Here is a 16,254-nt window from a genome sequence, read left to right as displayed (position 1 = left end):
CAACAATGACAGGCTCCACTCCAGCATCGGCACGGTCCCGCCCGCCGAGTTCGAGTCCGCCTACTACGCCGCCCTCAACCGAGAGCTGCACCCCGTATAGGAGCGGCAGAAAACCTGGGGTGATTCACCCCCGCACCAAGGGTGCCCGGCACCCATTCCCCGGTCTCGCCCCCTCAGCAGTGGGGGCGAGACCGGGGAATCGGGCGAAAGGGGCGAGAATTCCCGGAGCTGGGCGACTCTCAGCCCGGTCGACGCCGCTCCGGGCGTGGGTGTGGTCTCGACTCCACTCGACCGTCACATGGTGCCATCGACCGCAGGGGCTGCGGTCGACCATCATGGGCTCTGCTCGACCTTCATGAGGCTCCGCTCGGCCGTCATGGGCTGCACTCGGTGGGCGCATTCGACTGTGGCATGGGGCGTAGGCGTCGCTCCCGTACGGCAGCGTTCGACTGTCATGGAGCGGCGCTTGCCCGACACGCGGCGACCCAACCCGCAGCGCGCGTGAGATACGACCTGCCAGGCGGGCGGGGAAGCGGTGTCGTAGGTGAGCCCTAGAATGAGGAGCATGACAGTGGGGCGGACCGAGAAGGGAACAGAGTCCGAGGGCGTGGTGCGGGCGCCGCGTGCGCGCATGACCGGTGCGCAGCGCAGGCAACAGCTGATCGAGGTCGCTCGCGGACTCTTCGCCGAGCGCGGGTTCGACGGAACGTCGATCGAAGAGATCGCTCTGCGGGCCGGGGTGTCCAAGCCCATCGTCTACGAACACTTCGGCGGCAAAGAGGGACTCTATGCCGTGGTCGTCGATCGAGAGATGGAGACGCTGTTGGAGATGGTGACCTCGTCGCTCGTCGAGAACCGGTCGCTGTATCGCGTCCAGCAGGTGGCGCTCGCGCTGCTCACCTACATGGAGGAGCGGACCGACGGATTTCAGATCCTGGTCCGCGGCGAGTCGACCGGCAACAGCACCACCGGTGAGGACACCAGGTACGGCAGCCTCCTGAACGATGCCATCAGCCAGGTGGAACACATCCTCGCCGGGGACTTCGAGCGGCGCGGATTCGATCCCTCGCTTGCTCCGCTCTACGCGCAGGCCCTCGTCGGCATGGTCTCGGTCACGGCGCAGTGGTGGCTCGACGTCCGTGAGCCGGCCAAGGAGGTCGTCGCCGCGCACCTGGTGAACCTGTGCTGGAACGGCCTGACGCGCCTCGACGCGAATCCGGTCCTGGTCGACGCCGACTATCAGGAGCCGGAGTGAGCTGCGAGATCCGGGCCGCGACGACGTCGGACCTGGAACAGATCACCGAGATATACGCCCACTACGTCGACCAGACCACGGCGACGTGGCGCCACGACGCGCCAGACCTCGCCGCGTGGGACGACCTGCTCGCAAGCACCCGGTCCCTCGGCCTGCCGTTCCTGGTCCTGGCCGGCGGCGACGGCCACGTGTGCGGGTTCGCGTATCTGGCGCCGTTCCGCGGCATCGAGGGCTGGCGGCACACCGTCGAGGACACCATCTACCTCCGTCCGGAGTCGGCCGGCGGTGGCCGGGGCTCTCGCCTGCTGCAGGCGTTGCTCGACGCGGTCGATCCCGTCCAGGTGGAGCAGGTCGTCGCGATGATCTCCGCGGAGGTCGCCGGATCCGTCGCGCTGCACCGGAAGCTCGGTTTCACCGAGATCGGCCGGCTGCGCCGGACCGGGGTGAAATTCGGGCAGCGCCTGGATTGCGTGATCATGCAGCGGTCTACACTAGAGACATGATTCCCAGGGCGAACGGTGTGCTAGCGGCCGCCGTTTCGCTGCTGCTGGGAATCGCGGCGCACGGCATCGCGGGCGGTTACGTGCCCGACTCGCGACAGCTTCTGATGCTGGGGGCGATCGCGGTCGGGGTCGGCGCAGTCCGTTCGGCGCAGCGCAGCGACTCCTGCGTCACGGTCATCGCACTGCTGTCGGGTGGCCAGGTGGCATCGCACATCGCTCTGTCGATGCTCAGTTCGCCCACCGGACACCAGCACGATACGCACACCCTCGCCATGCTGGGCTGGCACGCGGCGGCGCTGCCGGCCTCTGCGGCGGCGCTGTGCGTGATCTCGTGGTTCCTGCGCTTCCTGCATTCCACGATCGACGCCGTCGTGCGAGCCACGAGTGTTGCCATCGGTGACTGCGGTCGAGCGCTGCGCGCGGGCCTCGCGGTCGTCTTGCATCACCTCACGCCGCGCCTCTCGGTAGGGATGCGTGCTCCGCCCGTTTCGGCCTGAGTTTCGTCATCACACACCTACTTTCCCGAGAGGGCAACTCATCATGTTCAGAATCCGATTGCTTTGTGCTGTGCTCGCCACGATCGCGGCGGCCTCGTTCCTCACCGCGTGCAGCGACGACGACAAGGCCAAGGCCGCGGCGTTGACCGTCAGCGACCAGTGGGTCAAGGCCGCGCCGAGCGGCATGACCGCCATGTTCGGCACTCTGAAGAACGACGGCGACTCCGAGATCCGCATCGTGTCCGGAACCTCCGATGTCGCGGGCAAGGTTGAACTGCACGAAATGGTCGACGAGGGCGGCCAGCGCATCATGCGCGAGAAGACGGGCGGTTTCGCCATTCCCGCGCACGGCACCGTCAAGCTCGCTCCCGGCGGCGAGCACATCATGCTGATGGATCTGAAGAAGCCGATCGTGGCCGGCGAGACCGTCGTCGTCACGCTGCGGCTCGCCGACGGTTCGACGCATGAGGTGAGCGGGGTGGCGCGCGATTTCGCCGGTAACGAGGAGAACTACCAGCCGTGACCTCCTCGCGCGGATCCGCTGGGATCTCGCGTCGTGGATTCCTCACCGGAGCCGCCGGACTCGCCGGCGCCGGTGTGGGTGCTGCCGCGGTCGGGTTCGCCGTCGAACGCGATGCGTCGACGGCGGACCCGGCCCGGGAGACCGTGGACTTCTACGGCTGGCATCAGGCGGGTATCACCACACCGATGGCCCTGTACGCCAACTACATCGGGCTGAACCTGACCGACCGAACCGACACCGAGGCGTTGCGCGGTGTTCTCAAGCTCTGGACGCAGGACGGGGCGCGGCTCACGCAGGGACTCGCTGGTCTCTCCGACATCGAGCCGGAGCTGGCCGCCGAGCCGTCGCGCATGACCGTGACGGTCGGCGTCGGGCCGGGGGTCTTCGAGAACCCGGTGCTCGCGAGGCGCCGCCCGTCGTGGCTGCGACCACTGCCCGCGTTCGGCATCGACCGGCTCGAATCCCGCTGGGGTCAAACAGACCTGCTGCTGCTGATCACGTCCGACGACGCCATGTCGCTCGCGCATGCGACCAGCATTCTCACCGCCGAGGTGCGGACCATCGCGCCGGTGGCGTGGGTCCAGCGTGGCTTCCACGCGCGCCGGAACATGTTCGGGCAGATCGACGGCACCGAGCAGCCGCCGTCGGCCGACTACGACAAGCTGATCTGGAACGACGGCGCCGAGCAGCCGTGGCTCGCCGGCGGCAGTTCGATGGTGATCCGGCGGATCGCGATGCACATGGACACCTGGGAGGAACTCGACCGCGGGCCGCGCGACCTGGTTCTCGGGCGCAAGCAGGACACCGGAGCGCCGCTGACCGGCACCCACGAGCACGACCAGCCCGACTTCGCCATGACGCAGGGCGGCATTCCGGTGATTCCGGCGTCGTCGCACATCGCCCGCGCACACCGGCGGGCCGACCACGAGCAGTACCTGCGTCGTCCGTACACCTATGACGAGTGGCCGGACGGTACCGGGCTGATCTTCACGACGGTGCAACGCGATCCGGTGCGGCAGTTTCTGCCGTCCCAGCAGCGATTGGCCGAGCACGACGACCTCAACGAATGGACCACCCCGATCGGGTCGGCGGTCTACGCGCTGCTGCCCGGGGCGACGCCGCAGGCGCCGCTGGGGACGTCGCTGCTCGCCACCTAGAATGGTGTGAGTGTCGACCACCCCATCGCTGTCCGGGCTGAACTCCTACGCCACGCGGGACGGCGCCTTCGCCGTGCTCGCCGAACGACGGGCGCAGCCGCGGCTCGATCTGACCGCGCCCGACGCGGCGCGGCCCTTCGTCGCCGCGTCGTTGGCGGGGTCCGGCGACGGCCCGTTGCTGGTGGTCGCGGCGAACGGCCGGGAGGCCGACGATCTGACCGCCGAACTGCGCGAGCTTCTCGCGGGCGGTGCCGACGCGGTCGCGCAGTTCCCGTCGTGGGAGACGCTGCCCCACGAGCGGCTCTCGCCCAGTGCGGACACCGTCGGGCAGCGGCTCGCCGTACTCCACCGGCTCGCCGCTCCGGAGGGTGATCCGCTGCGGGTGGTCGTGACGACCGTGCGGTCGCTGATCCAGCCGATGGCGCCGGGGCTCGGCGAGCTGCGCACCGTCACCCTGCGCGAGGGCCTCGAGGTCGACTTCGACGCCCTGGTGGAGCAACTCGTCGAGATGGCGTACGAGCGCGTCGACATGGTCGGCGGGCGCGGTGAGTTCGCGGTGCGCGGCGGCATCCTCGACGTCTTCCCGACGACGGCGGACTATCCGGTGCGCGTCGAGTTCTGGGGCGACGACATCACCGACCTGCGGGCGTTCTCGGTGGCCGATCAGCGGACGCAGCCGGAGATCGATGCGGCCACGGTGATGATCCATCCGTGCCGCGAACTGGTCCTCACCGAGCAGGTGCGTGCCCGGGCCGCGGAGCTGGCGGCCACCACCGACGACGAGGCGCTGGCCGAGATGCTGACCAAGCTGTCGGAAGGCATCCCGGTCGAGGGCATGGAAGCGATGATCCCGGCCCTCGTCGAGGGACGGATGCAGTTGCTCACCGAGGTGCTGCCGGTCGGTACCCGGGTGCTTGTGCTCGATCCGGAGAAGGTCCGCACCCGTGCGGCCGATCTGGAACGCACCGGCGCGGAGTTCCTGGAGGCGTCGTGGAACGCCGCGGCGCTGGGCGCGGGCGCGCCGGTGCAGGCCGGCAGCGTCGATTTGCAAGCGAGCGCCTACCGGCCGGTGGGCGAGGTGGAGGCCGCGACGGTGGCGGCCGGTCGTGCCTGGTGGACCATGAGTCCGCTGTCGTCCGGCAGCGGCGACGAGGTGGAACTCGACCTGCAGCCCGGGCCCGCGCCGCACGGCGACGACTCGGCGATCGCGGACCTGCTCGCGGGGCTCCGCGCTCAGCTGGCGTCGGGTGGTCGTGCCGCGGTGGTCGCCGCGGGCAAGGGCACGGCGCAGCGGTTCGTCGAACGTCTCGGGGAGGCCGAGGTGCCGGCGCGGCTCGCCGCTGACGGTGAGGAGCCGCTCGCCGACGCGGTGACGGTGTACCACGGCACCCTCCGCCACGGACTGGTCTGCCCCTCGATCCGCCCCCTGAGCCGGGCGAGGAACGAGCCCGAGTCGAAGGGCGAAGGGTCTTTGGTGATCGTCACCGAGGCCGACCTGACCGGCGCCCGCGTCGTCGGCGTGAAGGACGGCCGCAAGCTGCCGGCCAAGCGCCGCAATCAGGTCGACCCGCTGGCCCTGACCGCGGGCGACATGGTGGTGCACGACCAGCACGGCATCGGCAGGTTCGTCGAGATGATCGAGCGGACCATCGGCGGGGCGCGCCGGGAGTACCTGGTGATCGAGTACGCGCCGGGCAAGCGCGGTCAGCCGGGCGACCGGCTGTACGTGCCGATGGACTCGCTGGACCAGCTGTCGCGCTACGTCGGCGGTGAGCAGCCCTCGCTGTCCAAGCTCGGCGGCAGCGACTGGGCCAATACGAAACGCAAGGCGCGCAAGGCCGTTCGCGAGATCGCGGGTGAGCTGGTGCAGCTCTACGCGGCACGACATGCCGCGCCCGGCTTCGCGTTCAGCCCGGACAGCCCGTGGCAGCGGGAGATGGAGGACGCCTTCGACTTCACCGAGACCGTCGACCAGATGACGGTGATCGGCGAGGTGAAGGCCGACATGGAGAAGCCGGTGCCGATGGACCGGGTGATCGTCGGCGACGTCGGCTACGGCAAGACCGAGATCGCCGTGCGCGCGGCGTTCAAGGCCGTGCAGGACGGCAAGCAGGTCGCCGTGCTGGTGCCGACGACGATTCTCGCGGGCCAGCATCTTCAGACGTTCACCGAGCGGATGGCCGGGTTCCCGGTGAAGGTGCGGGGACTCTCGCGTTTCACCTCGCCCGCCGAGTCGAAGGAGATCATCCGGGAGATGGCGTCGGGCGAGGTCGACATCGTCATCGGCACGCACCGGCTGTTGCAGACCGGGGTCGTCTGGAAGGACCTCGGCCTGGTGATCGTCGACGAGGAGCAGCGCTTCGGCGTCGAGCACAAGGAACACATCAAGTCGTTGCGCACGCACGTCGACGTGCTCACCATGTCGGCGACGCCGATCCCGCGCACCCTGGAGATGTCGATGGCCGGTATCCGCGAGATGTCGACCATTCTGACCCCGCCGGAGGAACGGCATCCGGTGCTCACCTACGTGGGTGCGTATTCGGAGAAGCAGGTCGGTGCGGCGATCCGCCGGGAGTTGCTGCGCGACGGTCAGGTGTTCTACGTGCACAACCGGGTCTCGACGATCGACAAGACCGCCCGCGATCTGGCCCGGATGGTGCCGGAGGCGAAGATCGCGGTGGCGCACGGCCAGATGCCCGAGGAACTGCTGGAGAAGACGGTCGACGGTTTCTGGAACCGCGAGTTCGACGTGCTGGTGTGCACGACGATCATCGAGACCGGACTGGACATCTCGAACGCGAACACGCTGATCGTCGACCGCGCCGAGAACTTCGGTCTGTCCCAGCTGCACCAGCTGCGCGGCCGGGTCGGCCGGTCGCGGGAGCGCGGGTACGCCTACCTGTTCTACAGCGGTGACAAGCCGCTGACCGAGACCGCCTACGACCGGCTCGCCACCATCGCGCAGAACAACGAGCTCGGCGCGGGCATGGCGGTGGCGCTGAAGGACCTGGAGTTGCGCGGTGCCGGCAACGTGCTCGGTGCGCAGCAGTCCGGGCACGTCGCCGGCGTCGGATTCGACCTGTACGTGCGGCTGGTCGGCGAGGCCGTCGAGGCGTACCGCGCCGCGGCGGACGGCCAGGTCGTCGCGCAGGAGGAGACCAAGGAGGTGCGCATCGACCTGCCGGTCGACGCGCACATCCCGGTCGAGTACGTCGAGGCCGACCGGCTGCGGCTGGAGGCCTACCGGAAGCTCGCGTCGGCGTCGTCGGACGCCGATGTCGACGAGGTGATCACCGAGCTGACCGACCGCTACGGTGAGCCGCCGGTCCAGACTCAGCGGCTCGCCGCCATCGCGCGCCTGCGCCTGCGGTGCCGCGAGCGGGGGATCACCGAGGTGACGCTCGCCGGAACCAACGTGCGCCTGGCGCCGATGCTGCTGGTCGACAGCGAGCAGGTCCGGCTCAACCGGCTGTATTCGTCGGCGAACTACCGGGCGACGACGCACACGGTGACCCTCCCGATCCCGCGCACCGGCGGCGTCGGCTCCCCGCGCCTGCGCGACGACGAGTTGGTCGCGTACCTGACGACCTTCCTGACGACCCTGCAGCCCCGCGAGAGCGCGGACGCGCAGTTGTAACACCCGTGCTCACGAACGGTGGCGCGCGAGTGGACTCATTGTCAGTAAGGTTCTCTTCGAGTGACTACCCGGAGGTGTACCGATGCCCGTGATCCTGATGGATCCTGCGCTGCCCGACCTGATCCCGGCGCGCGGGGTCGCGTATCTGGCGGGGCACGTGTTCGTCACCGAAGACGTCCATCCCAGGCTGTTGTGGGACCTGCCGTCGTACGAGTACGTGAGCTTCGCGCGGGACCTGCCGCCGCGTGCCGTCGTGCTGTCGTCGGATCGCACGCATCCGCTGGTCCGCCAGGAGGTCGCGCGGGGTGAGGAGGTGATCACCGCCGACGCGCTCCGCGGAACGCGGCTCCTCGAGGCCGTCGCCCTGATGGACCGGCTGCGGCGCACCGGGCCGTGGGAGAAGCAGCAGACGCACGACTCGCTGCGCCGCTACCTGCTGGAGGAGGTGTACGAGCTGCTCGACACCTTCGATCGGGTCGACGCCGACGAGATGCGCTCCGAACTCGGTGACCTGCTGTTGCAGGTGCTGTTCCACGCGCGGATCGCCGAGGACGCCGCGCAGGGCGCGTTCACCATCGATGACGTCGCGCAGAGCTTCATCGACAAGGTGTCGTACCGGACGCCCGGCGTGCTGTCGGGCGAGCACGCCGACCTCGAACGGCAGATCCAGGAGTGGGAGGATCGCAAGGCCGCCGAGCGGAGCCGGGGGAGTGTGCTCGACGGTCTGGTCACCAGTCAGCCCGTCCTGGCGCTGACGCAGAAGCTGTTCGAGCGTCTCGTCGCCGCCGACTTCCCCCGCAACGCGATCAGCCCGTCGCTGACCCGGATCGACATCCCGATCCGCCGCCACGCCCGCGACAGCGTCGAGGACTCCCAGCGCCGCCTCGTGATGCAGCTGATGTCCGACGTCCGCGCCGCCGAGAACGCCGCCGGCGTCGACGGCGTGATCCCGCGCGACGAGAACACGTGGCGGAAATACCTGGGCATGTCGTACGACGAGACCGTCATTCCCGCGCAGCCCGTTGAGCCGCAGCCCGTTGAGCCGGTTTCCTCGCAGCCCGTTGAGCCGGTGAGGAGCGAAGCGACGAGCCGTGTCGAAACGCCCCCCGACGATCGAGCTCTCCATGATGATCGAGCGGAGTCGAGATCACCCTCCCCGCCGGTGACGAATGAAGTGACGAGCTGTGTCGAAACGCCCGCCCCCGTCGACGCCGAAACGACCGGCCAGTTCCGGCCCGTCCGCGTCGCCGCTCCCTCGACCGATCCCCGCGCCTACTACTTCGAGTTCCCCAAGCCGGGCGAGCGTTTCGACTTCCCCGATCTCGCCGAACACCGCGCCGCCCCCGAGCCCGAACCGGCGCCGAGCAACGACTTCCCCGAGCCCGACGACTTCCCCGGCCCGCCCCCGAAGTACCGCACGGTGGACGTCGACCCGCACGCGGCGACGGAGCGCGAGGTCGACGTGTCGTACGGCTCGGACGTTCCGCAGATGGTCATCCGTCACGAGTGGGACGACGAGGACGACTGACTCTCGTGGCGACCGCAGACTGGACGCGGCCGGAGTTGATCCTCGCCGTTGCCCTTCGGGAAGAGACCGGCTGGGCGGGATCACCGAGTGTGCACGACCCTCGCCTGTTCGAGCTGTCCGAGTTCCTCCGGGCGGCGAATCCTGCGTTGGCCTTTGATCCGAAGTTCCGGAGCCCGGGCTCGGTGCGCCGCAAGCTGGAGGATCTCAGGACCCTTCTACCCGGCTATGCCGGGAAGCGGACGAAGGGCGGACGAGCGACCGAGGATGTCATGGACTCGTTCGCGGAGAGTCCGTCTCGGCTGATGCAGTTGGCGACGTTCATCCGTAGCAACCCGGGCCTTCTGAAAGTTACGGAAGACCCCGACGACCGGAGCGTCGATGACTTCATTGACCTTGACGAGATTGCGGAGGAAGGTCCGACCGCCGCGATTGAGGGTGCCGTTGCGCGCAGGTGGGCTATCGTGCGGGAACGGAACCCGCGCCTTCGACGCGCCAAGATTGCGCAGTCGCGGCGGGACCGTGGTGTCATCTCATGCGAAACGTGTGGTTTCGATTTTGAGGAGACGTTCGGTGAGCTCGGCGCCGGCTACATCCATGTGCACCACCGCGTTCCCCTGCACATCACCAACGAGGTCGAAAACGACTTGTCGGCTCTGATCTTGCTCTGCGCGAACTGTCACGCGATGGTGCATCGCTCGCGGCCGTGGCTGCGGCCCGACGAACTGCAGGCGATCATCGGGGGATCTCGCGGAGGCGAGTAACCGCAGCGGCAACGCGCTGAACAGCGACGTCAAGGTCTTCGTGCTCCCAGAATCGGAGAACGGTCCAGCCGTCTGACTCGAGTGCGGCGGTCTGTAGGCGGTCGCGTTCGGCGTTCTTCTGGAGCTTGGGCGACCAGTATTGCGCGTTCTTCGACGGGTGCCGGCCGTGCTCCGGACAGCTGTGCCAGAAGCATCCGTCGACGAAGACCGCGATCTTCTGTCGCGTGAACACGATGTCTGGTCTCACGAGGAGGCCGTCAGCGCGAACGGCCAGGTCCTTCCGGAAGCGGAGTCCTTGGTGGTGGAGTGCACGGCGGATCGCGATCTCGGGCTTCGTGTCGGTACGCCTGATGGCCGCCATGTTCCGGGAACGGCCTGCCGATGGTGGTTCGAGCTCCGGCTGGGCGTCCATACCGCCAACCTAACCCACCTGCGTGGCAGCGTGCCCGGCTGGACTGTCGGGGGTGCGCGGTACAACATGATCGACAGACTGCAGTCGAAGGGGGATCGCCATGCAAAGTCAGATGTACCTGAGCGAGTCGATTGACGGCTCGCTTCTGAGATGTAGGAAGATGGACGCCGTGACCGCTGGGCCAGATCGACGCAAGGACGACTACACAGTCGTCGAGATCTGTGCCGGCGCCGGTGGTCAAGCGCTTGGTCTGGAAAAGGCTGGGTTCGCACACGAGCTTGCTGTCGAACTCGACGAGAATGCTGCCAACACGCTGTGGCAGAACCGGCCGAGCTGGGACATCCGGACCGGTGACGTTGCGAGCGCCGGGGTCTGGAACCCCGCAGACTTCGCTGAGGTTTCCTTGCTGGCTGGAGGCGTTCCGTGCCCGCCGTTCTCCATTGCAGGCAGACAGCTTGGTGCCTCGGACGAGCGCGACCTGTTCGCGTGGGCGGTCGAGCAGGTCGCGATCGTGAAACCGCGGGCCCTGATGCTGGAGAACGTCCGCGGCCTGTCTCAGCCACGGTTCGCGGCGTATCGCCAGCGGGTTCTCGACAGGCTTGCTGCGCTCGGCTACGAGCCGTTCTGGAAGCTGCTGCACGCCGCGGACTACGGGGTGCCGCAACTTCGTCCGCGCTTCGTGCTCGTAGCGCTCAAGCCGGAGGACGCACGGTACTTCTCGTGGCCCGAGCCGGTCGAGCACACACCGACGGTAGGCGATGAGCTGTTCGATCTGATGGCCGCGAATGGCTGGAAGCACGCTGAGACATGGCGCAAGATGGCGAACGACATCGCGCCGACGATCGTCGGAGGCTCCAAGAAGCACGGCGGTGCAGACCTCGGTCCCACTCGTGCCAAGGCCGCCTGGCGGCTGCTCGGTGTTGACGGCAAGGGGATCGCGAACGAGGCTCCCGCGAAGGACTCACCGCACCCGTCAGCCCTGCCGCCGCGACTGACGATCGAGATGGTTCGCCGCATCCAAGGCTGGCGTGACGAGGACGGTTGGGAGTTCTCCGGCCGGAAGACCTCGCAGTACCGACAGATCGGTAATGCCTTCCCGCCGCCGGTCGCGGAGGCGGTGGGGCGATCGATAGTCCGGGCCTTCGATCGTGTCGAGGTGTCAAACTCGGAGACGGCGAAGGCCGACGATCCGCTGTTCAGCCTGCTCAATCGCCATACCGAGGGTGTTTCCGAGACGCTGATCTTCGCTGAACTGCCTGAACTGACGCCGTCCACGCTAGCTAAGCGCCTCGCGAAACTCGAACTCGATTTTGAGGTTGAGGCGACCGAGGTCAATGGCGAGACTGTGCATCGATTAGGTGACTTCCGCGGGTTTGTTGGCCAGGATGCTCACTTTCGGCATGAGTACATAAGTGAACACCGTTCGAAGGTCAGCTAGTCGGCAACTTCGGCGCAGGCTCGATCACAGGCTCACCGGGCCGTACCTGGCGCCATCTGCGGCCTTCCAATTCGATGCTATCTGAGCCATCGGTCGGGACTACACGAACGGACACGTACTCATCGGCAAGTGGAACCGGGACGCCGAGTGCGGCGGCTAGGTCGCGGTGGTACACGCCGCTTAGGATCAGGTATCCGTCTGGTTGAAGGGCTGAGCGAGCGCCGCCGTTGTAGCGGACACGCTTCTGCGCATCGAGTTGTCGACTAACTGTCGCGACCGCGTTGCGGTTGACAATCATGCCCTCAGCCGCGCGGAAGAGCCGGTTCGTGCGCTCGGTGCCGTAGCGGCTATCGAAGATGTGATCGACGGTTTCACGGGGGAGTTGGAGGAGCACATTCGGGCGAAGGGGAGCATCGCGCCACAGCCATCTGATGGCCTTCCGGCCCTCCGCCGTCAGTTGACTCTTCTTGTCCCGATTGCGCTTTTCGCGCCGAACATCCGAAGTGACCCGGATTAGTCCCAGCGACCATGTGGACTCGGCGTCGCTGCCGGTCGCAACCAGTGCGAGTTTATCGAACACCTCCGGAGGGAGCATCCAGCCACCGTCTGCCTGACTCCACTTCGCATCGACCTGGTGCCCGGCGATCCTGTAGTCGGTCTCAATGCCGCCGTCAAACTCGAATACGCGCTGGGCATTGATCTCGAACAGAGTTCCGAAGTGGGTCTTCTCAGTCTTCATGAGCTGGTCCCAGCGGTATCGGCCGGTCTCCTGCCCGTTGTAAATCATGTCGTAGGTTTTTCGAAGGACCGCAGCCCACCGTGTACCGTCCGGGTCGATTTGTCGAAGTTGCTCGGCGACGGCGGTCAGTGCCGCGTCGCTGTCGCTCAAATTGTCCACAATGAGAACATACTGGACGGGGCCCGGGCGCTCTCCCTGACCGCCGGAATCTGGTGGGAGCCAGATCCCGAGAGGTGATCGAGTAGCATTCCGATGCTGCGCCCGGTGTACTAGCCGCACTTTGCGGCCATCAAGAAGTCAGCCTCCGGTATTCTTACCTCGCCGACTCGGCACTGCATGAGTTGCAGCAACTGTGGGCGATCTTCAATTGCACGGTGTCTTGATCAATGGGGGTCGAGAGAATTGTGCGCAGCTTGAGCTGGACCCCGGAGTGCTCACGGCGTGACTGTCGGCGCAAACATCGGCCGCTGAGGCGCTTCGGGGATCGGGACGCCCTGGTTGCCGTGTGCGTCTGCGCCGATCAATCCCTCTTATCACGGCGAACCGGTGGCGCCGGAATCGGCTACCGGAGAGGCTATGATCTGCGCATATCTGTTCGATGACGTCGGTGGAGGGCTTTGGAGGCCCAACTCAGGTCATGGCTGAGGCTCCTTGATGTTTGATGTCGATAGAGATCAGATTGGTGGCAGTGCTGGCGCGGTTGAAGTCACCTGTCGGTACGTCCGAGGCCGCGGAAGCTCCTGAGGCTGTTAAGGCCTCGTCATGAGCGTTCCGCGGAACGCGGATCATGCCGCCTCGGCGTACGTCGGGTCCTCGTCGTACTTCTGGCGTGCTCGCCAGGCCCAGGCGGCGTACAGGACTTCGGTGGCGTAGCCGTAGTCGATACGGCCTCCGCCGACAGTGGTGACACCGTCGGGTTCGACATGAAGGTCGGGGTGCCAGTCGCCGGGTGGGGTGTGCAGGGGTGCCAGGTTGAGGGTCTCTCCTTGCGTTCCGCGGAACGCGAATCGCTGGTGGCCGAGCGCTTCGATCGAGAAGGCGCCGTGGTGCAGGGCTCGGTGGTGCGAACTGCAGAGCAGGATCAGGTTGTCAGGATCGGTGGTGCCGCCGGCGGACCACATGGTGACGTGGTGAATGTGCAGGTGGCGGGTGCGCGTGCAACCTGGGGCCTGGCAGGTCCGGTCCCGCATCAGGATCGTGCGGACGAGGGCGGCGTTCGGAACGCGACGCTTGCGGCCCCACCACAGCACAGGCCCCATCCGGCGCCCGCCTACGGTCACCGAGTTGCCGGCTTCATGGCCGATCTCGCGGACGGTGGCGCCGCATTCCATTTCCTCGCGTTCCGCGGAACGCAGGGCCGGGCCGTCGTCGAGCGATGCTTCGTCATCGACTCGGTGGATGAGGATTTCCGCACCGGCGGCGACCTCGGGCATATCGATCCCGGCGATGATGGTGTCAGCGATCGCGTTGAGCGCCGGGGCGATGTTCCCCGGGACATTGCGCCACAAGTCGCGGCGGGTATCGACATATCCGGTGGTTTCGACAGGCTCAACCGGCGGGGACGGCTCAACCGGCGTGGACGACTCGACGGGCGACGAGGGATCAACCGGCGATGAGGGCGCAGTAGGCGATGGGGGCACAGGCGGCGACGTCGGGAGCGCGGGGTCGGCGGGAGTCCGGGTGCGGTCGTATTCGGCGCGGACGATCGCGGCGAGGAAGTGGGCGCCGTCGACAGCGTTGAGCCGCACGTTCACCGAGAGAGTGCCGTCGTAGTTCCACTTCCAGCGTCCCCACGATTCGGGCAGTGGAGGCTCAGCGTCGTCATCGCCGCTGCTGTCGTTGATTCGGGCGTCGTTGTCCCTGATGGCGCGGCAGAGAGTCTCCACCTGCGCGGCGGTCGCTGCGCGTGCGACGTTGAGGAGTTCTTCTTCCCGGTCGGGAGTGGCGACGCGGGTCATGGCGCGCACCTTGGCGTAGGAGAGCTGTCCGGCAGCGAAAGCGTCGTGGATCTTCGGGAGGTCGCGCAGTGCGCGGGCGGCGCGGACATGTTCCTGCGCGGTGCGCAGACTGAAGCCGGCCTGCCAGACCAGCCAGTGCGCGCACGAGGCGATGCCCTCGCCGGCCCAGGCCTTGCGCTCGTCGAATTCGGCGAGGTAGTCGAGCATGTGAGCAGTAAGGGCGGCGACCTGGGTTGCGTAGCCGATGACGCGTTCGGCGAGCTGCTCGTCGTCAAGATCGACGGGTGCGGTGCGGTCGAAGAGATTGGTGTCGGACATCGGAAACCCCCTGGATAGAACTGGTGTTCTACTACCCAGGGTATCGCGGGAGTACGACAAGATCGCTGGTCAGATGTGTTGTGGTGTCGACTTGGCTCGGGCGACTTGGGGGTGGTTCAGCTGGCGGGAGAGGCCCGGGTGCCGGTCGACGTGCACGACTTGCTCGTGACCGGCCAGGTCAGAACCGCCCGAGCGACAGCCAAGCGTGCCCGCAGACGGGGATCGTCTGCGGGCGCACGTGCGCGCGGTGGGTCAGGCGTTCGCCTCGGTCTGGGCGCCGGGGCTGGCCTTGCCGTCGGCCGTGTAACTCTTGGCGCCGGTACCGGCGAGGGAACCGCCCTCGACGATCAGGTACTCGTCACGGATCGGCGTGCCGTCGAAGAAGTTCTCCAGGACCTCGCGGGTACCGGCCGCGTAGCGGGCCTGGGCGGACAGGGTGGTGCCGGAGATGTGCGGAGTCATCGCCTCGTGCGGCATGGTCCGCCAGGGGTGGTCGGGGGCCGGCGGCTGCGGGAACCACACGTCGCCGGCATACCCGGCGAGTTGGCCGGTACGCAGGGCCTCGACGACGTCGTCGCGCACCATGATCTCGGCGCGAGCCGTGTTGACGATGTACGAGCCGCGACGCATCGAGTTGATCAGGTTGGCGTCGAACATGTGATAGGTCTGCGGATGCAGCGGCGCGTGAATATCGACGATGTCGACCGAGCTGACCAACGATTGCACGTTCGGGTGGTAGGTCAGATTCAGTTCCTTCTCCGTCTCCTCGGGCAGCCGCCGGGTGTCGAAGTAGTGGAGGTTCACGTCGAACGGAGCGAGCCGGCGCAACACCGCCTGGCCGATACGACCCGCCGCGATCACACCCACGTCGAAGCCCTCGAGATCGTAGGCACGCTCGACGCAGTCGGCGATGTTCCAGCCACCGTCGAGCACCCACTGGTGCGACGGCAGGTAATTGCGGACCAGGGCGAGGATCTGCATGACGGCGTGCTCGGCGACGCTGATGCTGTTGCAGTAGGTGATCTCTGCGACGGTGATTCCGGCCTTCATCGCGGCGTCGAGATCGACATGGTCCGAGCCGATTCCGGCGGTGAGGGCGAGCTTGAGCTTGGGTGCCTTGGCGATGCGGTCAGCATCGAGGTAGGCGGGCCAGAACGGCTGCGAGATGACGATGTCGGCGTCGGGCAGTTCCTTCTCGAAGACCGAGTCGGGGCCGTCCTTGTCGGAGGTCACGACGAACTCGTGCCCTTCGGCCTCGAGGTACTGACGCAGACCGAGCTCGCCGGAGACGCAGCCGAGCAGGTCGCCCGGGTTGAAGCTGATGTCTTTCGGCGTCGGCAGCGTCTGACCGTCCGGGTAGGCGCCGAGAGAAGGCAGGGAGTCGCGGGCGTAAACCGGCGGGTAGCCGGTCACCGGATCGGGGTAGAGCACGCAGAGAATCTTCGCCATGTCAGTCACTCCTCGCAGCGGATGGCGGTTGGGAGAGGAACTCGTTTGTTCCTCTTCTACGGTCGCCCTACGTGGGTGT

13 protein-coding genes are annotated in these 16,254 nt (G+C 67.2%); 9 read left to right on the top strand and 4 right to left on the bottom strand.

What is annotated here, in order from left to right:
- Positions 1 to 565 precede the first annotated feature (565 nt).
- The 8 genes from ACSEEN_RS13830 to ACSEEN_RS13795 all read left to right on the top strand — a co-directional run bounded on the left by ACSEEN_RS13830 (position 566) and on the right by ACSEEN_RS13795 (position 9,861).
- Positions 566 to 1,255, top strand: a complete 690-nt coding sequence (locus ACSEEN_RS13830) for a TetR/AcrR family transcriptional regulator (protein ID WP_298445301.1) — start codon at positions 566 to 568, stop codon at positions 1,253 to 1,255.
- The gene (locus ACSEEN_RS13825) at positions 1,252 to 1,758 is read left to right on the top strand and encodes a GNAT family N-acetyltransferase (protein WP_247866599.1); all 507 of its coding nucleotides are present in this window, start codon (positions 1,252 to 1,254) and stop codon (positions 1,756 to 1,758) included. The genes ACSEEN_RS13830 and ACSEEN_RS13825 overlap by 4 nt, the downstream gene beginning before the upstream one ends.
- Complete coding sequence (locus ACSEEN_RS13820; protein ID WP_298445294.1) at positions 1,755 to 2,255, top strand: hypothetical protein; 501 nt, start codon at positions 1,755 to 1,757, stop codon at positions 2,253 to 2,255. Before ACSEEN_RS13825 ends, ACSEEN_RS13820 begins: the two co-directional genes overlap by 4 nt.
- A gap of 70 nt (positions 2,256 to 2,325) precedes the next feature.
- Positions 2,326 to 2,778 carry a copper chaperone PCu(A)C gene (locus ACSEEN_RS13815; protein WP_371307385.1) on the top strand — a complete coding sequence of 151 codons (453 nt, stop codon included), beginning with the start codon at positions 2,326 to 2,328 and terminating at the stop codon, positions 2,776 to 2,778.
- Positions 2,775 to 3,935 carry a Dyp-type peroxidase gene (locus tag ACSEEN_RS13810; RefSeq protein ID WP_298445289.1) on the top strand — a complete coding sequence of 387 codons (1,161 nt, stop codon included), beginning with the start codon at positions 2,775 to 2,777 and terminating at the stop codon, positions 3,933 to 3,935. Before ACSEEN_RS13815 ends, ACSEEN_RS13810 begins: the two co-directional genes overlap by 4 nt.
- A 10-nt stretch (positions 3,936 to 3,945) precedes the next feature.
- Positions 3,946 to 7,572 carry a transcription-repair coupling factor gene (gene mfd, locus ACSEEN_RS13805; protein WP_440713477.1) on the top strand — a complete coding sequence of 1,209 codons (3,627 nt, stop codon included), beginning with the start codon at positions 3,946 to 3,948 and terminating at the stop codon, positions 7,570 to 7,572.
- An 82-nt stretch (positions 7,573 to 7,654) separates the two neighbouring features.
- On the top strand, positions 7,655 to 9,100 hold the full coding sequence (locus tag ACSEEN_RS13800; RefSeq protein WP_440713476.1) for a nucleoside triphosphate pyrophosphohydrolase: 1,446 nt from the start codon (positions 7,655 to 7,657) through the stop codon (positions 9,098 to 9,100).
- Between the two features lie 5 nt (positions 9,101 to 9,105).
- Positions 9,106 to 9,861, top strand: a complete 756-nt coding sequence (locus ACSEEN_RS13795) for an HNH endonuclease (protein ID WP_440713475.1) — start codon at positions 9,106 to 9,108, stop codon at positions 9,859 to 9,861.
- Here ACSEEN_RS13795 and ACSEEN_RS13790 read toward each other — a convergent pair.
- Complete coding sequence (locus ACSEEN_RS13790; RefSeq protein ID WP_440713474.1) at positions 9,833 to 10,273, bottom strand: very short patch repair endonuclease; 441 nt, start codon at positions 10,271 to 10,273, stop codon at positions 9,833 to 9,835. The genes ACSEEN_RS13795 and ACSEEN_RS13790 overlap by 29 nt on opposite strands.
- 160 nt (positions 10,274 to 10,433) lie before the next feature.
- On the opposite strand from ACSEEN_RS13790, the gene ACSEEN_RS13785 reads away from it, so the two are divergent.
- Positions 10,434 to 11,711 carry a DNA cytosine methyltransferase gene (locus ACSEEN_RS13785; RefSeq protein ID WP_440713473.1) on the top strand — a complete coding sequence of 426 codons (1,278 nt, stop codon included), beginning with the start codon at positions 10,434 to 10,436 and terminating at the stop codon, positions 11,709 to 11,711.
- On the opposite strand, the gene ACSEEN_RS13780 is transcribed toward ACSEEN_RS13785, so the two are convergent.
- From ACSEEN_RS13780 to ACSEEN_RS13770, 3 genes are all read right to left on the bottom strand, one after another.
- On the bottom strand, positions 11,704 to 12,609 hold the full coding sequence (locus ACSEEN_RS13780; protein ID WP_440713472.1) for a NaeI family type II restriction endonuclease: 906 nt from the start codon (positions 12,607 to 12,609) through the stop codon (positions 11,704 to 11,706). The genes ACSEEN_RS13785 and ACSEEN_RS13780 overlap by 8 nt on opposite strands.
- A 626-nt stretch (positions 12,610 to 13,235) precedes the next feature.
- Positions 13,236 to 14,786 (bottom strand): HNH endonuclease signature motif containing protein, encoded by a 1,551-nt coding sequence (locus ACSEEN_RS13775; RefSeq protein WP_440713471.1) that lies wholly within the window; start codon positions 14,784 to 14,786, stop codon positions 13,236 to 13,238.
- A gap of 192 nt (positions 14,787 to 14,978) precedes the next feature.
- Positions 14,979 to 16,175: an NAD-dependent formate dehydrogenase gene (locus tag ACSEEN_RS13770; RefSeq protein WP_440713470.1), complete on the bottom strand. Its 1,197-nt coding sequence runs from the start codon at positions 16,173 to 16,175 to the stop codon at positions 14,979 to 14,981.
- Between the last annotated feature and the right edge of the window lie 79 nt (positions 16,176 to 16,254).

It is taken from the genome of Gordonia marina, assembly GCF_052036135.1.
GTDB lineage: Bacteria > Actinomycetota > Actinomycetes > Mycobacteriales > Mycobacteriaceae > Gordonia.
This window is presented reverse-complemented; position numbering and strand designations above follow the sequence as displayed.

Coding starts and splice junctions, on each gene's coding strand:
- ACSEEN_RS13830 (WP_298445301.1), top strand. CDS start 566: ATGACAGTGGGGCGGACCGAGAAGGGAACAGAGTCCGAGGGCGTGGTG.
- ACSEEN_RS13820 (WP_298445294.1), top strand. CDS start 1,755: ATGATTCCCAGGGCGAACGGTGTGCTAGCGGCCGCCGTTTCGCTGCTG.
- ACSEEN_RS13800 (WP_440713476.1), top strand. CDS start 7,655: ATGCCCGTGATCCTGATGGATCCTGCGCTGCCCGACCTGATCCCGGCG.
- ACSEEN_RS13790 (WP_440713474.1), bottom strand. CDS start 10,273: ATGGACGCCCAGCCGGAGCTCGAACCACCATCGGCAGGCCGTTCCCGG.
- ACSEEN_RS13785 (WP_440713473.1), top strand. CDS start 10,434: ATGGACGCCGTGACCGCTGGGCCAGATCGACGCAAGGACGACTACACA.
- ACSEEN_RS13770 (WP_440713470.1), bottom strand. CDS start 16,175: ATGGCGAAGATTCTCTGCGTGCTCTACCCCGATCCGGTGACCGGCTAC.